The sequence below is a fragment of the Devosia sp. XK-2 genome (genome assembly GCF_037113415.1).
Taxonomy (GTDB): Bacteria; Pseudomonadota; Alphaproteobacteria; order Rhizobiales; family Devosiaceae; genus Devosia.
This window is the reverse complement of record NZ_CP146608.1, coordinates 2261254-2287190: the sequence shown is the minus strand read 5'-3', so window position 1 is coordinate 2287190 and position 25937 is coordinate 2261254. Positions and strand designations below refer to the sequence as shown.

The 25937-nt window shown below is 62.0% G+C and carries 24 protein-coding genes; 19 read left to right on the top strand and 5 right to left on the bottom strand.

Translation table 11 applies throughout. From position 1 onward, the window contains the following. Positions 1–18: 18 nt before the first annotated feature. Positions 19–1119: a carboxynorspermidine decarboxylase gene (locus V8Z65_RS11185; RefSeq protein WP_338720013.1), complete on the top strand. Its 1101-nt coding sequence runs from the start codon at positions 19–21 to the stop codon at positions 1117–1119. 45 nt (positions 1120–1164) lie between these two features. Continuing rightward, positions 1165–2451, top strand: coding sequence for a saccharopine dehydrogenase family protein (locus V8Z65_RS11180; protein WP_338720011.1), 1287 nt, complete (start codon positions 1165–1167; stop codon positions 2449–2451). A gap of 934 nt (positions 2452–3385) precedes the next feature. Here V8Z65_RS11180 and V8Z65_RS11175 read toward each other — a convergent pair. The 4 genes from V8Z65_RS11175 to V8Z65_RS11160 all read right to left on the bottom strand — a co-directional run bounded on the left by V8Z65_RS11175 (position 3386) and on the right by V8Z65_RS11160 (position 5934). Then, positions 3386–4030 (bottom strand): HEAT repeat domain-containing protein, encoded by a 645-nt coding sequence (locus V8Z65_RS11175; protein WP_338720009.1) that lies wholly within the window; start codon positions 4028–4030, stop codon positions 3386–3388. A gap of 83 nt (positions 4031–4113) precedes the next feature. Next, positions 4114–4956 carry an alpha/beta hydrolase gene (locus tag V8Z65_RS11170; protein WP_338720007.1) on the bottom strand — a complete coding sequence of 281 codons (843 nt, stop codon included), beginning with the start codon at positions 4954–4956 and terminating at the stop codon, positions 4114–4116. 1 nt (position 4957) lies between these two features. Then, positions 4958–5365, bottom strand: coding sequence for a helix-turn-helix domain-containing protein (locus V8Z65_RS11165; protein ID WP_338720005.1), 408 nt, complete (start codon positions 5363–5365; stop codon positions 4958–4960). A gap of 263 nt (positions 5366–5628) precedes the next feature. Continuing rightward, positions 5629–5934 carry a hypothetical protein gene (locus V8Z65_RS11160; protein WP_338720003.1) on the bottom strand — a complete coding sequence of 102 codons (306 nt, stop codon included), beginning with the start codon at positions 5932–5934 and terminating at the stop codon, positions 5629–5631. A 199-nt stretch (positions 5935–6133) separates the two neighbouring features. Here V8Z65_RS11160 and V8Z65_RS11155 point away from each other — a divergent pair, with 199 nt between their 5' ends. From V8Z65_RS11155 to ftsA, 16 genes are all read left to right on the top strand, one after another. After that, the gene (locus tag V8Z65_RS11155; RefSeq protein ID WP_338720002.1) at positions 6134–6562 is read left to right on the top strand and encodes a hypothetical protein; all 429 of its coding nucleotides are present in this window, start codon (positions 6134–6136) and stop codon (positions 6560–6562) included. Positions 6563–6567: 5 nt separating this feature from the next. Next, the gene (locus V8Z65_RS11150; RefSeq protein WP_338720001.1) at positions 6568–6801 is read left to right on the top strand and encodes a helix-turn-helix transcriptional regulator; all 234 of its coding nucleotides are present in this window, start codon (positions 6568–6570) and stop codon (positions 6799–6801) included. 86 nt (positions 6802–6887) lie between these two features. After that, positions 6888–7913 carry an NAD(P)-dependent alcohol dehydrogenase gene (locus V8Z65_RS11145; RefSeq protein ID WP_338720000.1) on the top strand — a complete coding sequence of 342 codons (1026 nt, stop codon included), beginning with the start codon at positions 6888–6890 and terminating at the stop codon, positions 7911–7913. A 72-nt stretch (positions 7914–7985) separates the two neighbouring features. Beyond that, a complete protein-coding gene (rsmH, locus tag V8Z65_RS11140) occupies positions 7986–8987 on the top strand; it encodes a 16S rRNA (cytosine(1402)-N(4))-methyltransferase RsmH (protein ID WP_338719999.1) in 1002 nt (333 codons plus the stop codon). After that, positions 8984–9367: a hypothetical protein gene (locus tag V8Z65_RS11135; RefSeq protein WP_338719998.1), complete on the top strand. Its 384-nt coding sequence runs from the start codon at positions 8984–8986 to the stop codon at positions 9365–9367. Before rsmH ends, V8Z65_RS11135 begins: the two co-directional genes overlap by 4 nt. After that, on the top strand, positions 9367–11103 hold the full coding sequence (locus tag V8Z65_RS11130) for a penicillin-binding protein 2 (RefSeq protein ID WP_338719996.1): 1737 nt from the start codon (positions 9367–9369) through the stop codon (positions 11101–11103). Before V8Z65_RS11135 ends, V8Z65_RS11130 begins: the two co-directional genes overlap by 1 nt. 3 nt (positions 11104–11106) lie before the next feature. After that, the gene (locus V8Z65_RS11125; RefSeq protein WP_338719994.1) at positions 11107–12549 is read left to right on the top strand and encodes a UDP-N-acetylmuramoyl-L-alanyl-D-glutamate--2,6-diaminopimelate ligase; all 1443 of its coding nucleotides are present in this window, start codon (positions 11107–11109) and stop codon (positions 12547–12549) included. Between the two features lie 186 nt (positions 12550–12735). Further along, positions 12736–14127: a UDP-N-acetylmuramoyl-tripeptide--D-alanyl-D-alanine ligase gene (murF, locus tag V8Z65_RS11120; RefSeq protein ID WP_338719992.1), complete on the top strand. Its 1392-nt coding sequence runs from the start codon at positions 12736–12738 to the stop codon at positions 14125–14127. A 26-nt stretch (positions 14128–14153) separates the two neighbouring features. Beyond that, the gene (gene mraY, locus V8Z65_RS11115) at positions 14154–15239 is read left to right on the top strand and encodes a phospho-N-acetylmuramoyl-pentapeptide-transferase (RefSeq protein WP_338719989.1); all 1086 of its coding nucleotides are present in this window, start codon (positions 14154–14156) and stop codon (positions 15237–15239) included. Positions 15240–15427: 188 nt separating this feature from the next. After that, positions 15428–16516 carry a transporter substrate-binding domain-containing protein gene (locus V8Z65_RS11110; RefSeq protein ID WP_338719987.1) on the top strand — a complete coding sequence of 363 codons (1089 nt, stop codon included), beginning with the start codon at positions 15428–15430 and terminating at the stop codon, positions 16514–16516. 106 nt (positions 16517–16622) lie between these two features. Further along, entirely contained in the window at positions 16623–17783 is a 1161-nt protein-coding gene (locus V8Z65_RS11105) for a putative peptidoglycan glycosyltransferase FtsW (protein WP_338724007.1), read from the top strand. Next, on the top strand, positions 17780–18898 hold the full coding sequence (gene murG / locus V8Z65_RS11100; RefSeq protein WP_338719985.1) for an undecaprenyldiphospho-muramoylpentapeptide beta-N-acetylglucosaminyltransferase: 1119 nt from the start codon (positions 17780–17782) through the stop codon (positions 18896–18898). The genes V8Z65_RS11105 and murG overlap by 4 nt, the downstream gene beginning before the upstream one ends. Beyond that, entirely contained in the window at positions 18895–20313 is a 1419-nt protein-coding gene (gene murC, locus V8Z65_RS11095; protein WP_338719983.1) for a UDP-N-acetylmuramate--L-alanine ligase, read from the top strand. The genes murG and murC overlap by 4 nt, the downstream gene beginning before the upstream one ends. Further along, complete coding sequence (locus tag V8Z65_RS11090) at positions 20310–21230, top strand: D-alanine--D-alanine ligase (RefSeq protein ID WP_338719981.1); 921 nt, start codon at positions 20310–20312, stop codon at positions 21228–21230. The genes murC and V8Z65_RS11090 overlap by 4 nt, the downstream gene beginning before the upstream one ends. After that, the gene (locus V8Z65_RS11085; RefSeq protein ID WP_338719979.1) at positions 21218–22099 is read left to right on the top strand and encodes a cell division protein FtsQ/DivIB; all 882 of its coding nucleotides are present in this window, start codon (positions 21218–21220) and stop codon (positions 22097–22099) included. Before V8Z65_RS11090 ends, V8Z65_RS11085 begins: the two co-directional genes overlap by 13 nt. Continuing rightward, positions 22096–23409: a cell division protein FtsA gene (gene ftsA, locus V8Z65_RS11080; RefSeq protein ID WP_338719977.1), complete on the top strand. Its 1314-nt coding sequence runs from the start codon at positions 22096–22098 to the stop codon at positions 23407–23409. The genes V8Z65_RS11085 and ftsA overlap by 4 nt, the downstream gene beginning before the upstream one ends. Positions 23410–23481: 72 nt before the next feature. Here ftsA and V8Z65_RS11075 read toward each other — a convergent pair whose 3' ends face one another. After that, positions 23482–23940, bottom strand: a complete 459-nt coding sequence (locus V8Z65_RS11075; RefSeq protein WP_338719975.1) for a VOC family protein — start codon at positions 23938–23940, stop codon at positions 23482–23484. A gap of 236 nt (positions 23941–24176) precedes the next feature. Here V8Z65_RS11075 and ftsZ point away from each other — a divergent pair, with 236 nt between their 5' ends. Further along, positions 24177–25838, top strand: coding sequence for a cell division protein FtsZ (ftsZ, locus tag V8Z65_RS11070; RefSeq protein WP_338719973.1), 1662 nt, complete (start codon positions 24177–24179; stop codon positions 25836–25838). The last annotated feature ends 99 nt before the right edge of the window (positions 25839–25937 follow it).

The window sequence follows — 25937 nt, the reverse complement described above, 5'->3', positions numbered from 1 at the left end:
AGAGTTGAAGTAAGCGCGATGCCCATCGATACCCCTTACTACCTGATCGACGAGACCGCGCTTGACCGGAACCTGGCCAAGGTGGACCGCCTGCGGGCGTTGTCGGGGGCCAAATGCGTGATGGCGCTCAAGGCCTTCGCCACCTGGTCCACCTTCGAGCAGATTGCACCGCATATGGACGGATCGACATCTTCGTCGCTCAATGAGGTGCGGCTGGGCCGCGAGAAGTTCGGCGGGGAAACGCATGCCTATTCGGTTGCCTGGGCCGATCATGAGATCGATGAGGCCATTACCCATGCGGACAAGGTGATCTTCAATTCGCTCAACCAGCTCGACCGCTTCGGCGACAAGGCGCGGCATTTGCCGGTTGGGTTGCGGGTCAATCCGGGTGTCAGCCACTCACATTTCGACATTGCCGATCCGGCGCGCAAATTCAGCCGGTTGGGCGAGTGGAATCTCGAGCGGGTCGAGCAGGCGATGGATCGCGTCAGCGGCTTCATGATCCACTGCAATTGCGAAAACGATTCCTTCGACTCCTTTGCAGCGCTGCTCGATGCCTTCGAAGCCAAGCTCGGGAGTTTTTTTGAGCGGATCGACTGGGTCAGCTTTGGCGGCGGCATTCACTTTACCGGCGAGAATTATGCCCTCGATGCGCTGGCGGCGCGGTTGAAGGCCTTTGCCGAAAAGTACAGCCTGCAGGTCTATCTCGAGCCCGGCGACGCCATCGTGACCGGTACCACCACGCTCGAGGTTTCGGTGCTCGACATTGTCGAAAACGAAATGTCCGTAGCGATCGTGGATAGCGCGGTTGAGGCGCATATGCTGGACCTGCTGGTCTATCGCGAAAGTGCATCGGTGGCGCCCAACGAGGGGCCATATCATTACCAGATCGCCGGCAAGTCCTGCCTTGCGGGCGATGTTTTCGGCACCTTCGATTTCCCCTGGAAGCTGGCTGTGGGCGACCGGATTTCCCTTCTGAATGCAGGGGGATACACCATGGTGAAGAAAAACTGGTTCAACGGCGTGGCAATGCCCGCTATAGCCATCCGCAGAAAAAACGGCGCAGTCGACCTTGTGAAAAGTTTCGATTATGCCGACTATGTCGCCAGCCTGTCATAATGACGGGCTGATCCGTTACCCCTCGAAAAAGGTGTTTCGTGCCAATTGAAAAAGAACCTGTTGATCATCGGCGCCGGAGGTGTCGCGCAAGTCGCTGCCTATAAGGCAGCAATGCACAATGATGTGCTCGGAGACATCCACATTGCCTCCCGCACGGTTTCGAAATGCGAGGCGCTGGTCGCCGGCATTCTCGAGAGAAAGGCGCTCAAGCGCCCGGGTATTCTGGCCGCCCACCAGCTCGACGCCATGGATGTCGAAGCTACAAAGGCCCTGATCCGGCAGACCAAGAGCCAGATCGTTCTCAATGCAGGATCGGCTTTCCTCAATATGAGCGTGCTCAGCGCCTGTATCGACATGGGCGTGGCCTATATCGACACGGCCATTCACGAGGACCCGAAAAAGATCTGCGAGACGCCGCCCTGGTACGGCAATTACGAGTGGAAGCGCCGCGAGGAATGCGAGCGCAAGGGCGTGACCGCCATTCTGGGCGCCGGGTTCGACCCCGGTGTGGTCAATGCCTATGCCGCGCTGGCCGCCAATGCCTATTTCGACCGGATCGACAGCATCGACATTATCGACGTCAATGCCGGCAGCCATGGGCGCTATTTCGCCACCAATTTCGATCCCGAGATCAATTTCCGCGAATTTACCGGCACGGTCTGGAGCTGGCAGCAAAGCCAGTGGACAGCCAACAAGATGTTCGAGGTCAAGCGCACGGACGATCTGCCGGTGGTGGGCGAACACACGACCTATCTCACCGGCCACGATGAAATCCATTCGCTCTCGGCCAATCTCGGCGTGCCCGATATCCGCTTCTGGATGGGCTTTGGCGAGCATTACATCAATGTCTTTACGGTGCTGAACAAGCTGGGGCTTCTGTCCGAGCAGCCGGTGACGACAGCCGAAGGGCTTGAAGTGGTGCCGCTTAAAGTGGTCAAGGCGGTTTTGCCCGATCCGATGTCGCTGGCGCCGGATTATTCGGGCAAGACCTTTATCGGCGACCTGATCAAGGGCGAGCGCAACGGGGTCGAGACCGAATTGCTGGTCTATAATATTTCGGACCATGAAGAGGCCTTTGCCGAGACCAATAGCCAGGCGATTTCCTATACGGCCGGCGTGCCCGCCATTGCCGCGGCCATGCTGATCGCCAAGGGCGATTGGGATTGCCACCGTATGGCCAATATCGAGGAATTGCCGCCCGTGCCGTTCCTGGACCTTTTGGGCAAGATTGGCTTGCCGACCCGCGTGCGGGACGAAAGGGGCGACAGGGCATTCGACGCCGCTGAATTCGGGGAAACCCGACAGGCGCGGCCCAAGGCCCGCGAGGCGTAAGATTGAGGCGGCCGGGTTTTCCCGGCCGTTTTGTTTTCTGCATGAGTTCAAAGAGCGTTCCGCGATGCTGAGCGCATGCCGAAGGTCCGAACGACGCTGGCGTCTCCGGGTTTGCACGGTGAAAAGCGGCTTTCGCCTCGGTTAAATTAAAGAAGAGGCGAAAGCCGCTTCCCACGAACAGGATTTCGGACGCATGCATCGAGCGGCCCCCTTGCGGGTTGCTCATCCCATCCACGACCGGCGCAGACCTTTGGCCCGGATGCCGAAACATCCATCGCCGCCTGTCGCCGCTCGCTTCAGTTGAGCGACCGGTGGTCAGCATACACGCCTCCGCCCGATCGACACCGTGCGGCCTGCCTCCTCACCCGGCACTTCGTCGGTACCGCGTGTTGTCGGTGAGGACGGGGGGATTATGGCGGAGGACGGAGGGGCGGGGATTACTTTGTGAATTGCCTGTCGTCTCAAAGCGTTGAGAGGCCGACACCCCCACCCTGCTCGATTCAACGGACTTAGCTGAAGCTAAGTCCTATCTCGCCTCCCTCCCCCTTGTGGGGGGGGGGACCAAGGGGGGGGGGGTGGGGCGGCAGGAGCCGACCCCATGGGGGACATTCTGGCCATCGGAGGAGTTTGCTGGAACTTGCCGCTGCAACAGGTCTCTCCCCACCCACCGCGCGTCACGCTCGGCCTTGAGCCGAGGGTTCTTCACTTGACGATGTCGCCCGGGACCAAGTCTTTGGGGATTGTGTCGTTCCATAACGGCCCGGTAACAATCCCAAAGTACAGAGCCCTCGGCTCAAGGCCGAGGGTGACGGTCGGTGGGGCATGCCGACAAAGAGGCAAATCGGGACGGCAGGTTTCGACCCCATTTCTGCCGTTCACAGGATAATTTTCGCCCGCAAAGCAGCCGCTCTTCGCCATATGGCCGCACTCGTTCTCATCCTTTCGTTGATCTGGTTTTACCAAGGGCAACTTCTCTGCGGGCAACCTTGAGCGAGGAAGCAAACCCCGCATCCGCATCGTGCAACAGCCGCTGCGTTGCTGCCGCGTGGAGCCGAACTGCCTCGTCGTCACGCCCCTTGGCGGCCGTCAGCATCGGCTCGATGATGTCACATCCCAAGCCAACAAGGGCGCGACTCAAACTGAGCTGAGTGTCTCGGTCTCCGCGTCCGAGGCTCAACGCCAGTTTCTCCGCCAGCCAGTGGCGCTGGTCCTCAGGAACAATCGCAACGGCTGCATACCATGCGGTGCGAACGACTCCCTGATCCTCGTCATCAAGCCGCGCAGCAACTGCCTTCCATGCCGAGGCATCCCGAAACTTGGACAGCGTGTGCAGGGCCTGACTGCGAGCCTGCGCCTCTTCGCGCGAAAGCTCGCCAATCAGTCTAGGCACGACCGCAGCTGCAGGCAGGCGGATCAGGGCCCAGGTCAGCATTTCACGCACCTGAAAGTCAGGCTCGACAGCGCAGCGGTTCAGCAGGGCGTCGAGATCGAGTAGCGAGGGCTTTATGCCTGCCAGAAGGACAGCATTGAGCCGGGCCGAAGGATCCGGATGGGCAAAGGCTTGGTCGAGTGTGCTCATATCACCATGGTCGGGGAATGAAGGGGGCAATGCAGATCCAGCGGTGCGTTCGACCGCTTGGCTCGACCGCATTTGACGTCGATCTAGGCCAGCAGGAATGCGTCCACCGCGGCAGTTTGCTCAGGCATGAAGTGCAGGCCCTCCGGCAGGTAACGCATGGTGAGGTTCCGCACGTTTCGTTCGAGGCGCATTCGGGTTTCGGCCGCATCTATGAAGACGTCCTTGCCGCCCAGCAACGCCATGACCGGCATAGGCAGCGCCTGCAATTCCGCGTCACTTGGCGTTGGTAGCCTTTCGGTGCGGGGATTGAAGTGCGCGAAGATGGTGTCGCTCATCACCCCAAGCGGGCTGGTGGCGAAGGCGGGATCGAGGAGTGCCTTGCCGCCGATGCGCGCCTGCATCTTGCGCCGACCCCATGCGCCGAGGAGAAGCAGCGGGAGCGCCCAGAGCAGAATATTCCGATTACGTCCAATGCCGCCGGGGCTGATCAGGACAAGCTTGCCGACACGATCAGGTCGCCGGATTGCGTAGTCCATGGCGACCCATCCACCAAGGGACAGTCCGATCACCGCCGCCTGTTGCAGGCCCAAGCCATCCAGAACATCATCAAGCCATTCTTGATAAGCGCCGGACCCGAGGGGCGGCCGGGAAGGGGCGCTCAGGCCAGGTTCTCCGATCAAATCGATCGCGTGCACGCGGAAGTGCTGGCTCCAGGTCCCGATGTCACCAACCCAGCTAGCCGAGTTCGTCGCCGAGCCGTGCAGCAGGATCAGCGGCGGCCCTTTGTCGGGCCCGCTCGTCAGAATGAATGTTTCGCCTTGGCGCGTTGATATGGATGTCTCGCGGCTTTGAACCGGCCAGGCATCAAGAACTGCCCGATAGTGTCGCAGGACAAAAGCCCGGCCCTCATCGGTCTTGTAGATCATGTCAGCCCTCCAGACATGCGCTGACAAGCTTAAGCAGCGTTGCCGCGTCGTCCGGCGAGCCGACTATGATGACCTTGGCGCTGTCCCGCGCGGCATCATGCGCGATATCGACGGACAGCGAGGTGGTTGCCGTATCCTTGCCGTGTGCTGCACCGAGCAGAACCGCAGTCAGCCGCTGCAGCGTCAAGCTATCCACGTTCTGGACGTCAACGATGCTCGTGACCCTGGCCTGGCCGTCACCTGGCGCGCTGGCGCCGGCAAACGCATTCAGGTCGGACCGAAGGAGACGGTACTGCTTTCCCAGCTTGGTGGCCCGAAGTCGCCCCTCGCGGATGTAGCGCAGTACCGTCTTGGGATGCATTTGCAGGATGGCGGCGGCGGCCTCAACCGTCAAAAAGTCGCTCGACACAAACGTCCTCTTTTATTCCCCATAAGTCCCTATAGATCATATTTTGGGAATTATAGGGAGTCAATCCGATTCTCTCTGCAAAAAAAAGTGCCGCCGTCCAGCGAAGGCGAAGAACTTTGGAGAGGTACCAAAAGAGTCTGTATTTCGCAGGCACTTTCCGAAAGCCGGCCGTCTCCTTCCCACCCCAAAAACGCCAATGAAACACGAGGCCCTCAGGGCGCACCCCCCGGGGGGCGACGCGGCGGGCCATGGCAGTTGGAAGCCTATCCGAGCACGGATGCCAGAACTGGCGGCAGCAGTGTGATGGTCGCGGTCAGCGGGTCGGGAAAACCGAGGAGGAATAGAGACGCCACGCATAAAACGGCCCAGGCGAGCCAAAACGGACGGCCACGCCCTGTCATGTAGCCGGCGAGGGAGATCGCGAGGTTTATGGCAAGGCAGATATATGCGGTGACAAGGTTGTGTGCCCCAAAAGCGGACAGAAAATTCGGTGCGGCGACCGCGAGAATGAGCGCCGTGATCAGCACGGAGCGATCCAAAGCTTTGATTTTCCGAACTGCCCCGGCCATTCAATTACCAAACTAGAAATTCTGTACTCAGAGCCAGTTTGCAGCCCTTGATCGGTCAAGGTCAATGCAATGCTGGTTCCTGATCAGAACGTCATACGCCTCTTCGGTGTCCCTTATGCTCGACACTATGTAAGAAATAATTGACATTATGTCTTGTTTCGCATACCTTATGTCCAGATAACGAGACACGGAACGAGAAATGACGTCGAAGGAAATGATGGCCTGGGTGCAATTGCTGGGCGTGGTGGTGATTGGTGGCTGGCTGGGCTGGGACGCGGTGAATGGGGGTGCGGCGGGCACGATTGCCGAGATTGCGCAGAAGCTGCTTTGGGCCGTTGGGGCGATGATCGGGTTCAATATTATTGGCGCAATCCTCGGGACCATTCTGGTGTCGATTGCCCAGCGCGAGGAACTCAAGGATGAACCGGCCGATGAGCGGGACCATGCGGTGGCCGCCAGGAGCCTGCGCAATAGCGGGATTGCCACCTCGATTGTGGCGGCGCTGGCGCTGATCCCGCTGGCTTTTGGGGCCGATGCCAATTGGGCCGTTTATGCGCTGTTCGTGGCGCCGGTGATCGGCGGGACAATCAATGCGGCGTCCGAACTCTATTATTACCGGACGATGTGACCGCCATGGGCAAGGGACAGGCCAATGTCAGCAATTCTATCCGCACCTTGCGCTTTCATGCCGGGGAAATGACCCAGGCGGCGCTGGCCGAGCAGGTCGGGGTGACCCGGCAGACGATCGTGGCCATTGAGCAGGGGCGCTATTCGCCCTCGCTGGAAGTGGCGTTCCGGATTGCCCATGTGTTCCGCGTGCCGCTGGACCAGGTGTTCCAATGGGCGCCGCCGGAACCGGACGCCTGATCTGAACTGAACTGAACGACGCTTTTGAAACGCGCGACGCGCGGGCCGTGGCCCAGCGTGATCGATGAAACATGGAGAATGGAAAGATGAAAGTTGCTGCGCAAAATCGCTATGGCGGGCCCGAGGTGATTGAAATCGTCGAGCGGGCAAAGCCGGTCCCGGGGCCGGGGGAGGTGCTGGTGGAAGTGCATGCGAGCACCGTGACGCTGGCCGATTGTGCCTTCCGCAAGGCCGACCCATTTATCGTGCGGCTGTTCGGCGGATTGTTCCGGCCCAAGCTCGACGTGCTGGGTGATGATATTGCCGGCGTCGTGGTGGCGGTGGGGCCGGGCGTAACCCGCTTTGCGGTGGGCGACCGGGTGCATGGTTGCACGGGCGCGAGCCTGGGTGCCATGGCCGAATATGTTTGCCTCAAGGAAACTGCTCCCCTGGTCAAGGTGCCCGATGGGGTCGCGCTTATTCCACTGGGCGGGCTGAGCTATGCCTATCTCACGGCCATGCCGTTTATCCGCGACGAGGGGCAGGTGAAGCCGGGCGACCATGTGCTGATCAATGGCGCGGCCAGCAGCGTTGGTGCCATGGCGGTGCAATTGGCCAAGCATTTCGGGGCCGAGGTAACGGCGGTGGCGTCGGGGCGGCATCGCGCGCTTATGGAAAAGCTGGGCGCGGACCATTTCATCGACCGGCAGGCGAACGATTTTACCGATGCGCGGGAGGCCTATGACGTGGTGTTCGACGCCGTGGGCAAATCCAGTTTCGCGGCCAGTGCGCCGGCGTTGAAGCCGGGTGGGATTTATCTGACGACGGTGCCGAGCTGGGGTATTTTCGGGCTGATGCTGACGGGCGGTAAGCGCGGTGGAAAGCGCGGCAAGCTGGCAACGACCGGTCTGCGGGGCGAGGCCGACAAGCTCAAGGACTTGCATATTCTGAACACGCTGCTGGAGCAGGGTGTGGTGCGGGCGGTGACGGACCGGATTTTTCCGCTCAATCAGATTGTGGAGGCGCATCGCTATGTGGAGCGCGAAACCAAGGCCGGGGATGTGGTGGTGACCATGCCGGTGGCGCAGGCGCCATTGATGCTGAGCGCGCGCGAATGGGAAACAGAATCTTAAGCGTCACTATGCAAGATCGGCGCTCAGTTTAAGTAACCGGTTCCAGCCGGCCGGAGTGGAGTGTTAGCGGATATGGGCAAGTCTTTGCTGCCCGAAACCGATGAGCCGGGCGGTCCGCATGTGCCCGTGCTGCTTGCCGAAGTGCTGGCGGCCCTGGAACCGGTGGCGGGCCGTCGCATTGTCGATGGCACGTTCGGCGCCGGCGGCTATTCGCGTGCGCTGCTGGAGGCGGGGGCCGAGGTGATCGGCATTGACCGCGATCCATCGGTTGCGCCTCATGTCGCCGCGCTCGAGGCGGATTTTCCGGACCGTTTTCGCTTTGTGGCGGGCACATTTTCCGAGCTCGACATGCTGGCGGCCGATTTCGGGCGCGTGGATGCGGTGGTGCTCGATATCGGCGTTTCCTCCATGCAGCTCGACCAGGCCGAGCGCGGCTTTTCGTTCATGCGTGAGGGGCCGCTCGATATGCGCATGAGCCGGGAGGGGACGAGCGCGGCAGATCTGGTCAATGAGCTGGATGCCGAACCGCTGGCCAATCTGCTCTATGCCTTTGGCGAGGAGCGGAAATCGCGCCGGATTGCGCAGTTTATCGTGGCGGCTCGGCAGGAGGCGCCGATTACCACGACGCTGGAGCTGGCGCGGATCATTGAAAAGGCCATCGGGCGCAAGCCGGGGGACACGCATCCGGCAACGCGGTCTTTCCAGGCGCTGCGCATTGCGGTTAATGGCGAATTCGACCAATTGGTCGAGGGACTGTTTGCCGCCGAAAGGCTGCTGCCCGCGGGCGGGCAGCTGGCGGTTGTGAGCTTCCATTCGCTGGAAGACCGGATCGTTAAACGCTTCTTCGATCCGGACAAGGGTGGGCCGGCCACATCGCGGCATCTGCCGCAGGTGGAATTGGCGCCGCGGCGCTGGCATCCGGTTTCCAAGGCGGTCAAATCGGGCAAGGCGGAACTGGCCCGCAATCCGCGCGCGCGCTCGGCTGTGCTGCGCAGCGGTGTGCGGACGGCTGAGCCGGCGCGGGCGGTCGATCTTTCCGGCCTCAGCGTGCCGCAGATCCGGGGGGCGGCATGATCCGGAACCTCAATATTTTCCTGATCTTTGTGTCGGTGGCGATGCTGGCCGGCGTCTATGCGCTGAAATTCTCCATCGAGGGCACGGCGTCGGAGCGGACGGCGCTGGCGGCGCGGATCGAGGATCAGGAGGGGCAATTGTCTCTGCTCAAGGCCGATTGGGCGGTGCTGAACCAGCCGGGCCATATAGATCCTATCGTCAAGCGGCATCAGGCCGAACTGGCTATCGGGCCGGTGCAGCAGGAGCAGTTCGGCTCGTTCACGGCGCTGCCGATGCGCCCGGCCAAACCCGATACGGCGGCCATGGACGCGCTGTTTGCCGCGATTTCCGAGGGGATCGACCCTATCGATGCCATTCTGGAAATGGAGGGCATTGAATAATGGCCGTCGTGACCGAAGACTTCGCTCCGACCATTGCCCTTGAGGGCGCGCGCAAGCAGCGCGGGAACCTGACGCAGGCCCGTATCCGCTGGATGGTGCTGGCCGTGGTGCTCGGGTTGGGCCTGGTCGGCGGGCGGCTTGTGCAATTGGGCATGACCGAGACCGATCAGACCATTGAGGGGCAGACGCGCGACGCCATCACCGCGACGCGCCCACCGATCCTGGATCGCAATGGGCTGGAAATGGCCGTCGATATCCGCGTGCCTTCGCTCTATGCGGAGCCGCGCCGGATCATCGATGTTGAAGAGGCCGTGCGCAAGCTGCGTACAGTGCTGCCCGATATTGAAGAGGACTGGCTGCGCAACCGGCTGACCGGCGATCAGGGCTTTGTCTGGGTTAAGCGCGAATTGACCCCGGCCATTGAGGAAGCGGTGATGCGGCTGGGCATTCCGGGCATCGACTTCATCACCGAATCCAAGCGCTTCTATCCGGCGATGAACGAAGCCGCGCATATCCTTGGGTCCACCAATGTGGACAATCAGGGCATTGCCGGGATCGAGCGGCATATGGACAGCGAGTCCGTTGCCCTATTGCAGGAGCTGGGATTGGCGCGCGGCAATGCGCTGACGCCGGTTGAGCTCAGCGTCGATATGCGGGTGCAGCATGTGCTGCACGAGCAATTGATGGATGCCATGACGCGCTATCAGGCCGTCGCGGCGGCCGGCGTGATGATGGATATTTACACCGGCGAGATCGTTGCGCTGGCCTCGGTGCCGGATTTCAATCCCAATGAGCCGGCCACGGCGCTGGTCAAGGACACGTTCAACCGCATCACATCGGGTATTTTCGAGCCGGGCTCGATTTTCAAGACGGTGACCATGGCCGGTGCGCTCGACAGCGGCGCGGTGCGGATTACCGACCAGTTCGACGCGCGCTATGGCATTCGCTTCGGCCGCTATACGATCGACGATTTCCATGGCAAGCACCGCATTCTGGCGCTGCCCGAAGTGTATAAGTACTCGTCCAATATCGGCACGATCCGGATCATGCAGGCCATGGGCAAGGAGAATTACCGTGCCTTTTTGAGCCGCATGAAGTTCGACAAGCGCGTCGAGTTCGAATTGCCCGAAATGCGCGTGCCCACCGTGCCGGACAGTTTTTCGGAGGTGGCCGCGGCGACGGCCTCGTTCGGCCACGGGCTGTCGGTGTCGCCATTGCATATGGTCACGGCCTATGCGGCCTTCGTGAATGGCGGCAATTATATCGCCCCCACGCTCTACAAGCGCGACATTGCCGACGCCGAGCCGCTTTATGAGCGCGTGTTGCAGCCCCAGACCAGCGCCTATATCCGCTATCTTATGCGCCTCAATGCCATTTCGACCGGCGGGTCGGGCTCGCAGATGAACAAGGCGGCGCAGGGCTATCGGGTGGGCGGCAAGACCGGCACGGCCGAAAAGGTGGTCGATGGCCGGTACTCGTCCAACAAGGTCACGAACTTTTTTGCTTCGGCCTTTCCGCTCGATAATCCGCGCTATGCCATGGTGGTCATGGTGGACGAGCCCAAGGCGGAAAACGCCCAATCGGGCACGACGGCGGGCTGGAATGCCGGCACGCTGACAGGCCGTGTCATTCAACGGGTGGCTCCCATGCTCGGAATCGCCCCCGACTTCAGCGAAATGGTCGACCAGCAGATTGTGCCCGCGGAAGTCAGACAACTCTATCCAGAAGGATTCTGATCGGTGTCTCTTAGCGTAACCCAGTTGCTCGAAGGTTCCGGCGCCCGTCCCAAGAAGGGGTTGGGAGCTGTTTTCGGGTTGAATTCGGACAGCCGCCGGATCGAGCCGGGCGATATTTTCTTCGCGCTACCCGGGGCCAAAGTGCATGGCAATCAATTCGTGGCCGATGCGGTCGGGCGCGGCGCCCTGGCGGTTGTGACCGATACCGCGCCGCCGGGCGATCCGGGTGTGCCTGTGATCATCGTCAAGGATGTGCGCGCCGCCTATGCCCGCGCGGCAAGCCGCGTGTTCGAGCCGCAGCCGGAAATCCTGGTGGCGGTGACGGGCACCAATGGCAAGACCTCGGTCGCCTCGTTTGTGCGCCAGATCTGGGACCATGCCGGTGTGCCCGGGGCCAGCATCGGCACACTAGGCATCGAGACATCCAAGCGCCGTATCGAAGGCGCGCTGACGACGCCGGATTCGCGCACGCTGCACCAGGCCATGCGGGCGCTCAAGGCGCAGGGCATCGATCACGTAGCGCTGGAAGCCTCTAGCCATGGGCTGGACCAGCACCGGCTCGACGGCATCCATTTCGAGGCGGTGGCCTTCACCAATCTCAGCCGTGATCACCTCGACTATCACAAGGATATGGACGAATACCGCAATGCCAAATTGCGGCTGTTCACGGACCTCCTGGTCGATGGCGGCGCGGCCATTGTCAATGTCGACGATCCCGAGCATGAGCAGTTCATGTTCGCGGCCCTGTCGGCCAGCGCCACGCTGCTGACGGTCGGACGCGAAGGCGCCTATATCGAAATCCTCTCGATCAAGCCGGAAGGCTATGGGCAGCGCGTGGAAGTGCGCCATATCGGGGAGAAGGTCAGCTTTCATCTCAAGATCCCGGGCGAGTTCCAGGTGTCCAATGCGCTGATCGCAGCGGCCCTGGCCATGTCGGCCGGTGTGGACAAGGCGGACGCCTTTGCGGCGCTGCCCGAACTGGTAGGCGCACGCGGGCGGCTCGAACTGGTGGCCGAACACAATGGCGCGGCCATCTTTGTTGATTATTCGCACAAGCCGGAAGCCCTGCGCGTGGCGCTTCAAACCCTCAGGCCCTATGCCAAGAACAAGCTATCGGTGGTGTTCGGCTGCGGTGGCGACCGGGACAAGGGCAAGCGCCCTCAAATGGGCGAAATTGCCAGCGAGCTTGCCGATGTGGTGATTGTCACCGACGACAATCCACGCACCGAGGACCCGGCCGCGATCCGCGCCGAGGTGCTCGCGGGTGCCAAGGGGGCAACCGAAATTGCTGACCGCAAGGACGCTATCGAGAAGGCCGTTAAGTCGCTCAAGCCGGGCGACGTGCTGCTGGTGGCGGGCAAGGGGCATGAGACCTATCAGATCATCGGCACCACCAAGACGCATTTTTCGGACCATGAAGTGGTCGAGGCTGCGGTCAAAGGGTAGAGCTCTGGCGAGCGTTGGGATGTCAATGGATTGCGCCCCCTCCCCCCTGAGGGGAGGGTCGGGGAGGGGGTGGTTTTGTGGTCCACCGATGGACCCCCACCCTCGTTCCCTCCCCTCAAGGGGGAGGGAGGTGCTGGAACCGATACTTCCTGGATCGACTGAAAACTCTGACCGAAGGCTGTCTTGATGAGCCCGCCTCTCTTCACCCTCCACGCCATCCTCGCGGCCACCGGTGGTCATGCGTCGGGCGTCTCAGCCACCGAGATCAATTCAATTTCCATCGACAGCCGCGAGCTGGGGCCGGAGGCGCTGTTCGTCGCCATTAAGGGCGACCGGTTCGATGGGCATGATTTCGTCGATACGGCGCTGGCCAATGGGGCCGTAGCTGCGCTGGTGAGCCGAGGGGAAGGCGATGGGCGCATCGTCGTGCCCAACGCCCTGGGCGGATTGCGCGACCTGGCGCGCGCCGCGCGGGAGCGGAGCCGGGGTTTTATCGTCGGCGTTACCGGCAGCGTGGGCAAGACCACGACCAAGGAAGCCCTGCGCGTGGTCTTCGAGGCGGCAGGGGAGACCCATGCCTCGATCAAGAGCTTCAACAACCATTGGGGCGTGCCGCTGATGCTGGCGCGAATGCCCGAAACGGCGCAGTTCGGCGTTTTCGAGATGGGCATGAATGCCCCCGACGAAATCCGGCCGTTGAGCCAATTGGTGCGCCCGCATGTGGCGGTGATCACGAGCATTGCTGCCGCGCATCTGGAAAGGCTGGGGAGCCTGGACAATATCGCGCGGGCCAAGGCCGAAATTTTCGAGGGGTTGGAGCCGGGCGGTACGGCGGTGCTCAATGCCGATCATCCGCAGATCAATCTCCTGCTCGAACTGGCAGCGGCGGCCGGGGTCGGCAGGGTCGTAACCTATGGCTTTGCGCGCGGCGTCGACTGGCAGATCACCGAAGAGGAAACCGCCGCGGAGCGAAGCGCGGCTGTGATCGTGCGGGGCGAGGAGCGCTATGCGCTGGCCCTGGACGTGCCGGGGCGGCACATGCTGTCCAATGCCACGGCGGCGCTGGTGGTCGCGCATCTGGCGGGTATCGAGCCGGAGACCGCGCTTAGAGCGCTTCGTGGCTTCGGCGCCCAGCCGGGCCGGGGCGAGCGCGTCATTCTCGGCCCGGATGACAGGCCGCTGCTGCTGATCGATGAAAGCTATAATGCCAATACCGCCTCTATGGGGGCAGCGCTGGATGTATTGGCGTCGATTGTGGCACCCGGGGGACGCAAGGTGATCGTTCTGGGCGATATGCTGGAACTGGGCGAGGCTGCCCAGACCATGCATGCCGGGCTGGCCGACGCGGTCAGAAACAGCGGCGCCGAACGGGTGCATCTGGTCGGCAGGGCCATGGCGGCACTTGCCGCGACATTGCCGCCAGACTTGCTGACCAGCCACCATAACGCCATTGGAGAAGCGCTCGAGGTGATCGTGGGCGATCTTGCTTATGGCGATGCAGTTATGATCAAAGGGTCCAATGGCGTGGGCCTGTCGCGCCTCGTCTCCGAAATCAAAGCGCGTTTTGCGCAGAGCTGACACACCCGAAAGCGTAGCAGACAAGAATGCTCTATTTCCTTGGCCAATTGGGTGAGCAGCTCGCCGCCTTCAATGTGTTCCGGTACATCACGTTTCGCACCGCCGGCGCGGTGGTGACGGCGCTATTCTTCGTGTTCCTGTTCGGGCCGGGCATGATCGCGCTGTTGCGCGTCAAGCAGGGCCGGGGGCAGCCGATCCGCGAGGACGGGCCGGCCGGGCACCTGCTGACCAAGAAGGGCACGCCCACCATGGGCGGGTTGATGATCCTTTCGGGTGCGGTGATCTCGACGCTGCTCTGGTCGAACCTGACCAATGGCTATGTCTGGGTGGTGCTGTTCGTCACGGTCGGCTTTGGCGCCATTGGCTTTTACGACGACTATCTCAAGGTCAAGCGCATGAGCCATGCCGGTTTCGGCTCGAAACAAAGGTTGATCCTGGAAGCGCTGATCGGCGGCATTGCGGCCTTCTTCATCTCGCAACTGGCCTCGGGCTCCTATGGCACCTCGCTGCTATTCCCCTTCGTCAAGGATCTGGCGGTCAATCTGGGCTATTTCTACATTCTGTTCGGCGGCTTTGTAGTCGTGGCGGCGGGCAATTCGGTGAACCTGACCGACGGGCTCGATGGTCTGGCTATCGTGCCGGTGATGGTAGCGGCGGCCTGTTTCGGGCTGATCGCTTATCTCGTGGGTTCGCAGAACTATGCCGACTATCTGCTGCTCAATGCCGTCCCCGGTACGGCGGAACTCTCCGTGGTCTGTGGGGCGCTGATCGGGGCCGGGCTTGGCTTTTTGTGGTTCAACGCGCCGCCGGCGCAGATTTTCATGGGCGATACCGGCTCGTTGGCCCTGGGCGGCGCCCTGGGCACCATTGCCGTGGCGACCAAGCATGAAATCGTGCTGGCCATTATCGGCGGGCTCTTTGTGCTCGAGACCGTGTCGGTGATCGTGCAGGTGACCTCGTTCCGGCTGACGGGTAAGCGGGTCTTCCGCATGGCGCCGATCCACCACCATTTCGAGCATCTGGGCTGGACCGAAAGCCAGGTGGTGATCCGGTTCTGGATCATTTCCTTCGTTTTGGCGCTGATCGGTCTGTCGAGCCTGAAATTGCGTTAGGGCATTTCACCGTTTCGTTGAAACGTCGAAATTGCTCTAAGCGCTTGTTTGTTGCGTTTCCGAACCGCAAAACCGTGACCACTTTTGCTGGAAACGCTTTGTGGCAAGGGTGGCCGTGCCGGGAGTGAGTTGCTAGGCTGATGGCACCACCATAATGCCAGCCGCGCCGGGGACGTTATCGCCTGCCCATGATCGCCCTTTTTCGCTCCATTGTGCTGCTTGCCTTGTTGGCGCTCTACGGCCCCATTGCGGCGCAGGAGCTGGAGGCGGGGCCGGACGGGGACGAGCGGCTGGCGGTCGGGCTCTATCTCAGCCCGCCTTTCGTCATGGAACAGGATGGCGCCTATACCGGCATGGCCATCGATCTGTGGACGCTTTTGGCCGACGAGCTTGGCCTTGCCTATAATTACGAGGTTTTCCCGACGCTGTCGGCGCTGGTGACCGCCACCGAGACGTCCGCCGTCGATGTCGCAGTCACTAATCTCACGATCACCCGGGACCGGGCCGAGCGGATCGAGTTTACCCATCCCTGGTTCGATGCGGGGCTGCGGGTGATGGTGCATGACGATGCCGGCGCAAGCTTCTGGAGCATCGTGCAGGGCCTGGCCACATCAGGCCATTTGCGCGCCTATGCCTGGATTGGCGGGGTGATCCTTTTGGCGACGCTGCTGCTGACCCTGTTCGACCGGCGCTTCGACAAGAATTTCCCCAAGGGCTGGCGCGATGGGGTGGCGGAGAGTTTTTATACGGTGATGTCGGTGGCGACCTCGGGGCGCTCACCGTCGCGCAAGAACCTGTTCGGCTGGCTGGGACGCATCTGGCAGGCGCTGTGGCTTGTCTGCGGCGTGGCTGTGCTGGCCTATGTGACCTCCTCGGTGACGAGCGTGATGACGACGCTGGCACTGACCACCGAGATCGATGGTGTTTCGGACCTGCCGGGCAAGGCCGTGGGCGCGTTCGAGGGGAGCGTAGCCGAGACCTATTTGCAGAATGCGGGAATGCGGCCGCGCCGCTACGCCGATGTCGAAGGCGCCGTTGCTGCGCTGACCGCGGGGCGGATCGACGCCATCGTTGCCGATGCACCGGTGCTGGAATATTACGCCCATAGCCATCCCGAACAGGCCATCAGCGTGGTCGGCGCCATTTTCGAGCCGGATAAATATGGCTTCGGCCTGCCCAGCGGCAGCCCATTGGCGCGTCCGCTCACCATTGCCCTGATCGGCGCCCACGAGGCCGGCCGGATCGACGAGATTTATGGGCGCTATTTTGCCGAGTAGCTGTTTGCGGGCGGGATTCGCAAAACGCAAAGGCTTTGGCAAATCGGTAACCAAGTGATTGATACACTCGATACAGTTTGTATCGCGTATCCGGTCCTTCCCCATGATGTTTTCCCGCGCCGAAAAAACGCCTCTTGCCGAGTGGTGGTGGTCGATTGACCGCGAATTGCTGGGGGCGCTCATCATGCTGCTGGTCTGCGGCGTGGTGCTCAGTTTCGGCGCCAGTCCGGCCGTGGCCGAGCGCATCGGGCTCGATGAATGGCATTTCGTGATCCGCCACGCCATGTTCAGCGTGGTGGCGGTGCCGGTGATGCTGGCGACCTCGCTTCTGAGCCATCGCCAGGCGCGTTTTGTGGCCCTGGGCACGCTGATCGTGATGACGCTGCTGCTCTGGGCGACGCTGCATTTCGGCACCGAGGTCAAGGGCGCGCGGCGCTGGATTTCGCTGGGCGGGCAGACCATCCAGCCGACCGAATTCGTCAAGCCGGCCTTTGCCGTGATCGGCGCCTGGCTGTTCTCCGAATTCATGATCCATCGCAATGTGCCGGGCCGGGCCATTGCCACGCTGATCATGCTCAGCCTGGTTGGGGCGCTCTTGCTGCAGCCGGATCTGGGGCAGACGGCGCTGGTCATGGCGACCTGGGCGGTGCTGTTGTTTTTCTCAGGCATTTCCTGGTGGATCATTATCGGGATGGGCGGTGCGGCCGGCGGTCTCCTGATCGGCGCCTATGCGTTCTTTCCGCACTTTGCCCGGCGTATCGACAGTTTCGTCAATCCCGAGGATGGCAATACCTATCAGGTCGACAGGGCGCTGCAGTCCCTGATGGAGGGTGGTTGGTTCGGGCGGGGGCCGGGCGAGTCCCTGGCCAATAGGCTGATCCCGGATGCGCATGCCGACTTTGTCTTTTCGGCTGCCGCCGGTGAATTCGGCATTGTGTTCTGCATGGGGCTGGTGGCGCTGATCGGGTTCATTGCCATTCGCGCCATGCTGGCCGCGCAGCGTCAAACGAGCCTCTTCGCCCGGCTGGGCGCATCGACGCTGGCGGCGCAGTTCGCCATGCAGTCGGGTATCAATCTGGCGGTGAATCTCAATCTCATCCCGGCAAAGGGCATGACGCTGCCTTTCGTGTCCTATGGCGGCACCTCGATGATCGCGGTGGCGTTCGGCATGGGACTGATGCTGGCCCTGACGCGCACTAAGCCTGAGGAGCGCATGGTCACCGGCCTTCCCAGCTACCGCAGCGCCGTGGTAGCCCCCGCCGAATGAAAACCTTTGTTCTGATTGCGGGCGGTACAGGCGGACACCTGTTTCCGGCCATGGCCCTGGCGCAGGAATTGATCCGGCGCGGGTATAATGTCGAGTTGATGACCGATCATCGGGTGGAAAGCTACGGCGCCGATTTTCCGGCCCGGCAGATCCATATTGTTCCGGCGGCGACCCCGTCCGGGGCCAATCCGATCAAGCTGTTCGGCGCGGGTCTGACCATCATCCGGGGTATTGGCACGGCCTGGAATGCCTTGCGCAAAGTGCGGCCCGATGCGGTGATCGGGTTTGGCGGCTATCCGACCTTTCCGCCGTTCATCGCGGCGAACCTTCTGGGCATTCCGGGCGTCCTGCATGAACAGAACGCCGTGATGGGCCGGGCCAATCGGGCGTTGGCGCGCTTTGCCGATGTGCTGGCCATGAGCTTTCCGGTGACGCGCTTTGCGGACCAGCAAAAGCTCGAAAAGATTGTGACCGGCAATCCGGTGCGTGACAGGGTGCGGCCACTGGTAGGCAAGCCCTATCCCGCCTTGACCAAGAATGGCAGCATTCGTCTTGTTGTCACCGGCGGTAGTCAGGGCGCACGGGCGCTGTCCGACATTGTGCCGGCTGCCATTGCTCTACTGCCGGACGCCTTGCGGCATCGGCTGCAGATTTTGCAGCAGGCACGGGCCGAAGACATTGAGCGCGTGGCCGAGAGCTATCGGCAGTCGCGCACCAGCGTGGAGTTGGCCAGTTTTATTTCGGACCTGCCCGAGCGGATCGCCGATGCGCATCTGGTGATCGGGCGGGCAGGGGCCTCGACGGTCACCGAGCTCTGCGTTATCGGCCGTCCGGCCATTCTTATTCCGCTGCCGGGTTCGCTGGACTCGGACCAGAAGTACAATGCGCTTTTCATGGAAGAGGGTGGCGGTGGCTGGGTGGCCGAGCAGGCCACGCTTTCACCGCAATCGCTTGCCACTCGGCTTGAGGAATTACTGACCGATCCCGACAGGCTCAGCCGCGCCGCCGCAGCGGCCGCCGCATTGGGCCAGCCGCGTGCGGTCGAAAAGCTGGCTGATATCGCCGAAAGGCTGGCCGGCAAACACATTCAGGTCGAAGGGAGACCCACATCATGAAGATGCCCCGTAATATCGGGCCGGTCCATTTCATCGGCATTGGCGGCATCGGCATGAGCGGCATTGCCGAAATCCTGCATAATCAGGGCTATGTGGTGCAGGGTTCCGATGCGGCGCTCAATCCCAATGTGCAGCGCTTGCGCGACATGGGCATTAAAGTCGAGATCGGCCAAAGCGGCGACAATCTGGGCAAGGCTGAAGTTGTCGTGGTGTCCTCGGCGATCAAAAAGGACAATCCGGAGCTGATGGCGGCACGCGCCCGCGCGCTGCCGGTGGTGCGCCGGGCCGAAATGCTGGCCGAAATCATGCGCTTCAAGACCGCCATTGCCATTGGCGGCACGCATGGCAAGACCACGACGACAACATTGGTGGCCACACTGCTCGATGCGGGCAATCTTGATCCGACGGTGATCAATGGCGGCATCATCAATGCCTATGGCACCAATGCGCGGCTGGGCGGCGGCGAATGGATGGTGGTCGAGGCCGACGAAAGCGACGGCACTTTCGTCAAGCTGCCGGCCGATGTGGCCGTGGTGACCAATATCGATGCCGAGCATCTGGATCACTATGGCAGCTTCGAGGGTGTGAAAAAGGCCTTCCATCAATTTGTGGAGAATGTGCCCTTTTACGGCTTTGCCGTGATGTGCCTGGATCATCCCGAAGTGCAGGCGCTGGTGGGTGAAATCCGCGACCGGCGGGTTATCACCTATGGCCGCAATCCGCAGGCCGATGTGCGACTGATCGATCTCGAAAACCGCGACGGGGTGCAGCATTTCTCGGTCGAAATCCGGGATCGCATCCGCCAGACGCAATTGCGCATTGACGGGCTGGAACTGCCCATGCCGGGTATTCACAATGCGCTCAACGCCACGGCGGCCATCGCCGTTGCCGATCAATTGCATGTCCCAGCGGAAGCGATCCGCAAGGGCCTGCGCGAGTTTACCGGGGTCAAGCGCCGTTTCACCAAGACGGGTGAAGTGGGCGGGGTGACGGTGATCGACGATTACGGCCACCACCCTGTCGAGATTTCCGCGGTGCTCAAGGCGGCGCGGCAATCGGCGCGGCGCGACGTGGTCGCGGTGGTGCAGCCGCATCGCTATTCGCGCGTCCATGATCTGTTCGACGATTTCGCGGCCTGCTTCAACGATGCCGACACGGTCATCGTGGCGCCGATCTATGCGGCCGGCGAGCAACCGCTGCCGGGCGTGACGCATGAAGAGCTGGTCAATCGCATCCGGGCGCGCGGCCATCGCGATGCGCGGGTGATCGATCGGCCCGAAGCGCTGGCGCCGCTTTTGGCCTCGCGGGTCGAGGAGGGCGACTATGTCGTCTGTCTTGGCGCGGGCAATATTACGCAATGGGCCGCGGCTCTTCCGGGTGAACTGGAAGCGCTGATCGGGACGGACAGCAAATGAGCAAACACGTCGCCGTGCTGATGGGGGGCTGGTCCAATGAGCGTCCCGTTTCGCTGAGCTCGGGCAAGGAGTGCGCCGCAGCGCTAAGGCGCGCGGGCTACATGGTCACCGAAGTCGATGTCGGAAGGGACCTGGCTGATGTGCTCAAGGCGCTCAAGCCCGATGTGGCCTTCAATGCCCTGCATGGCCCGGCGGGCGAAAGCGGGATGATCCAGGGGCTGCTGGAGCTGCTGCAAATTCCCTATACGCATTCGGGTATTCTTGCTTCCGCACTGGCCATGGACAAGCACCAGGCCAAGATCATGCTCAAGGCCGCCGGTATTCCGGTGACCGATCACCTGATCGTGTCTCGCGGCGAGGCGGGGCGAGACCATGTGATGGCGCCGCCCTATGTGATCAAGCCGATATCCGACGGATCGAGCTTTGGCGTCTTTATTGTCAAGGCGGACCAGAGCCATCCGCCACAGGAAATCCTCCGCGAGGACTGGAATTCGGGCGAGGAGGTCATGGTGGAGCGCTATATTCCCGGGCGCGAACTGACCTGCGCGGTGATGGGGGACGTGGCGCTGGGCGTGACCGAGATCGTGACCGATCTCGCCTTCTACAATTATGAAGCCAAATATGCCGAAGGCGGGTCGCGCCACATCATTCCGGCGCAGGTGAAACCTAAAATTTACGACAAAGTGCAAGAACTGAGCCTTAAGGCCCATGCGGCATTCGGCTGTCGCGGCGTGACACGGACCGATTTCCGGTACAACGACGCGGCGGGCGAAGATGGCGAGCTTGTCTGTCTGGAAATCAACACCCAGCCTGGCATGACGCCGACGTCGCTGGCGCCTGAACAGGCTGCCTATGCCGGGCATTCCTTTGAAGAACTGGTCTCCTGGATGGTGGAGGACGCGAGTTGCAACAGGTAAAGAGCGAGGCCTTTCTCGCCGGGGCGCGGCTGGTGGACCCCCGCGCGCTGCCTGTTCCGATCCGCTCGCCGCGCCGTAAGCTTGCCAACCGTCTTAATCGTGCTCTGGTGCTGCATGGCGGCCTGATCCGTCGCTGCGCCATGATCGCGCTTGTCGCCGCTGCGGGTTTTGCGGTCTACCAGGTGCGCGAGCCCATCGGGCAAATGGCCAATATGCTGGGCGGCGTTGCGCAGGGCAATTTCGCCCAGGCGGGCCTCGCCATTGGTGAAATCTCCATTACCGGACAGACCCTGACCAGCGAGCAGGCCATTTTCGATGCACTGGGTATCCAGCCGCATACCTCGACCCTGGGCTTTGACGTGGAGGCTGCGCGGCTGCGCGTGGCCGATTTGCCGGCTGTAGAGGCGGTGACTGTGCGCAAGACCTATCCGGGCGATGTGGATGTGGTCATTACCGAAAAGGTGCCGGTGGCGCGCTGGGCGGTCGACGGCATCACCTTCCTGATCGATGGCAAGGGCGAGCAGATTGCCGAAACGACCGGGGCCTATGCCGAATTGCCGCTGGTGATTGGCGACGGTGCGGCCGATGACGCGCTGGTGATGATCCGGGCACTCAACAGCTTTCCCATGCTGCAGGACGGATTGGTTGCGCTGTCGCGCATTGCCGACCGGCGCTGGGATTTGATTTTCGACACCGGGCTCAGGGTGCAATTGCCCGAGCAGGGCGTGGCGCAGGCCTTGGCGCGCCTGGTGTCCTATCAGAACGACTATCAGCTTCTCGACCGCGATGTTTCCGTGATCGACCTCAGGGTCGATAGCGTTGTCGCCGTGCGCCCCAACAAGACCGACGAAGACACCGACAAATCATGATGAGCGATGCGATGACCTCCCGGCTGCGGCCGGTTCAGCCGGGCAAGGCGACATTGGTGGCGGTGCTGGATATCGGCTCGACCAAGATCTGTTGCGTCATCGCCCGGTTGGTGCCGCGCGCCGAGGGCAGGGCGCTCAAGGGCCGCACGCACCAGGCCGAGGTCATCGGCTTCGGCTATGGTCCGGCGGCGGGGGTCAAGAGCGGCGTCGTTACCGATATCGACAAGGCTGAACAGGCTATCCGCAATGTGGTGGGCATGGCCGAACGCGCCGCGGGCCTGACGCTGGAAAGCGTGCTGGTCAATGTCACGGCTGGACGTCTGGGCTCCGAGACCTTTTCGGCCGCCGTTTCGCTCGATGGCCAGGAAGTCGAGAAGGCCGACATTTTCCGCGTGCTCAAGGCGGTCAATTCGCGCTCGGTACGGCCGGAGCGCTCGATCATTCATGCGTTACCGATCGGTTACGCATTGGACGGGCAGAAGGGCATTCGCGATCCCAAGGGCATGGTTGGCGAAAAGCTGGGTGTAGACGTTGCGGTGGTGAGCGCGGAGACGCTGGCCATGCGCAATCTCGAACTGGTGCTACATCGCTGTCACTTGCAGATCGAGGCGCTGGTGGCGACACCCTATGCGTCCGGCCTTGCCACGCTGGTGGATGACGAGGCGCAACTGGGCGTGGCCTGCGTGGATTTCGGCGGCGCGACGACAACGGTCTCGGTCTTTAATGACGGGCATATGGTTTATGCCGATGCCATTGCCATTGGCGGGCACCATTTGACCCTGGATATTGCCCGGCAGCTTTCGGTGAGCGTGGCCGATGCCGAACGGCTCAAGACCCTGCATGGCTCGGTGTTGCCGGGGCAGGCGGATGAGCGCGAGATGATCGCCATCCAGCCGGTCGGTGCATCGCATGACGAAGCGCCGGGGCAGATTCCGCGCGCCGTTTTGACCCGCATCATGCGGCCACGCATTGAGGAAATCCTGACCGCCATTCGTGACCGCATGCAGGCCACCGGCATGATGGACGTCTGCGGACGCCGTTTCGTGCTGACCGGCGGCGCCAGCGAAATGACCGGCCTGCCAGAAGTGGCGCGACGCATTCTGGCGCGCAATGTGCGCAATGGCCGGCCCATGGGTATTTCGGGCCTGCCCGAAATCGCCAAGGGCGCGGCTTTTGCGACCATGGCCGGCATGCTGGTCTATCCGCAGGTTTGTGCGCAGGAATATGTGGAGCCGCGCGGATCGCGGAAGCTCACCGGCACCGACGGCTATATCGCCCGCGTCGGGAACTGGCTGCGAAGCAGTTTTTAGGCGCGATGCGCCCTTTACACCAGCTCGCCCTCGGATCAGGTCCGGGGGCGTCGTCGTGGATGGGGGCGCGGCTTAGCCGGCATAAGCCTTCTCGATGGCTGCAATATCGATCTTCTTCATCTGCAGCATGGCCTGCATGGCGCGATTGGCCCCTTCGCGGTCCGGGCCGGTCAAGGCCTTGGTCAGTTGGCGGGGCACGACCTGCCAGGAGAGGCCGAAGCGGTCCTTGCACCAGGCGCACATGCTTTCCTCGCCGCCATTGCTGGTCAGGCGATCCCAGAAATAGTCGGTCTCTTCCTGGCCGTCCGTCTCTATGACGAAGCTGACCGATTCATTGAAGGTGAAGCGGGGGCCGCCGTTGAGCAGCAGGAATTTCTGGCTTTCCAGTTCGAGAACGGCGGTGAAGGCCGGCTTGTCCGGGGCGTGGCGCACGAGGTCATGGACCTTGGCGCTTTTAAAGGTCGATGTGTAAAATTCGATAGCCTGGTCGATCCGGTCGTCGAACCAGAGGCAGGGCATGATGCTGGTCATTGGTGTCTCCATCACTTTAAAATAACCAAAAAGCTATATGCGTGAATGGTTATGCAAAGGCGTGCGGCTTGTCAATGCCCGATCTGCGGCGGTCTGGCGTGGTTAATCGGACGTGAACGCGTAACCGGGGCGTGTCGCAATTTGCGCAAAAGTTAACCGGACCGACTCACTTGTTAGGGCGGAGTTAACGAATGGGTGGGTAAATCTTAACGAACCACGCCACTATGGGGCCACTTATGACCATCAATCTGACTATCCCGGACATTCAGGAACTCAAGCCCCGCATCACCGTATTCGGTGCGGGCGGCGCCGGCGGCAATGCCGTGAACAATATGATCGAATCCGGTCTGGATGGTGTCGACTTTGTCGTTGCCAATACCGATGCGCAGGCGCTGGCCCTCAGCAAGGCGCAAAGGATCATCCAGCTTGGCGTCGGCGTGACCGAAGGGCTGGGTGCCGGTTCGCATCCGGAAGTGGGTCGTGCGGCGGCCGAAGAGAGCTGGGATGAGATCAATGATCACCTTTCCGGTTCGCATATGGTGTTCATCACGGCCGGCATGGGTGGCGGCACGGGAACCGGCGCGGCGCCGGTGATTGCCCGCGCAGCTCGCGAGCAGGGCATTCTGACGGTTGGCGTGGTCACCAAGCCGTTCAATTTCGAAGGCAATCGACGTGCTCGTCTGGCGGAAGACGGCATTGATGAGCTGCATCGCCATGTCGATACGCTCATTGTCATTCCGAACCAGAACCTGTTCCGGGTGGCCAATGAAAAGACCACCTTTGCCGACGCGTTTGCGATGGCCGACCAGGTGCTGTTCTCTGGCGTGGCCTGTATTACCGACCTGATGGTCAAGGAAGGCCTGATCAATCTCGACTTCGCCGACGTGCGCGCCGTGATGCGCGGCATGGGCAAGGCGATGATGGGTACGGGCGAGGCCTCGGGCGAAGATCGTGCTCGCCATGCAGCCGAAGCCGCCATTGCCAATCCGCTGCTGGACGATGTGTCCATGCAGGGCGCGCGTGGCCTCCTGATCTCCATCACCGGTGGTCCGGACCTGACCCTTTATGAAGTCGACGAAGCGGCCAGCCGCATCCGTGAAGAAGTGGATACCGACGCCAATATCATTCTTGGCGCGACTTACGATCCGAACCTGAACGGCACGATCCGTGTGTCGGTGGTTGCCACCGGCACCGATGCGACCATGGTCCAGGCCATGGAGCCGGCCAAGCCGCATGCTTCGCGCACGCCGCTTTCGGTCAAGCGCCATGTGCCGGCAGAGCGTTCGGTCGTGCCGCAGGCCATCGAACCGGCGGCTGAGGCTGAGGCCGAGGAAATCGGCCATCAGGTGGAGGCGGCCGTTGCCGAGGCCTTTGCCGCGCACCAGCCCCAGAGCACCTACGCGGAAGAAGACGACGGCATCGTGGTTGAGCCCTATGTGCCCGAAGCGGAGTCCGTGGCTGAAGCCGAAGAGGCGCCGGTCATGCAGGAACAGCCCATCCCGAGCGTCTATGTGCCGTCCCATGCCGCACGCCCGGAAGGGCAGCGTCGCATGCCGCGCACCGAAGAGCTTCCCGCTGTTGCACGCCGGTCACAGGACATGCAGGATCGTCATGATGCCGAGCCGCGCAATGCACGAGCTCTGTTCAAGCGTCTTGCATCCAATGTTGGTCTGAATCTGGGTCAGCAGCCCGCCGAAGTTCACGCCGAACCGCAGGCCTCGATAGCCGACGACGCGGCAGCCCGCAGCGCTATTGAGGCTGGCGTCGCAAGGACTTCCCGCGTGGCCCCGGCAAGCGAAGGCGCCCGTGGCCAGCTCGACAATCAAGGGCGTCCAGCGGCCGCTCCGGCAGCCAAGGATCACCTGGAAATTCCGGCCTTCCTGCGCAAACACGGTTGATCCTTCGGTGATCTTTGCCCAAAAGCATTCTCGGTGCGGCTTCCGCACCGAGTTTTTTTTGTCTAACAGTCTCATTTGAGCGTGAACGTCCCGGCGGGA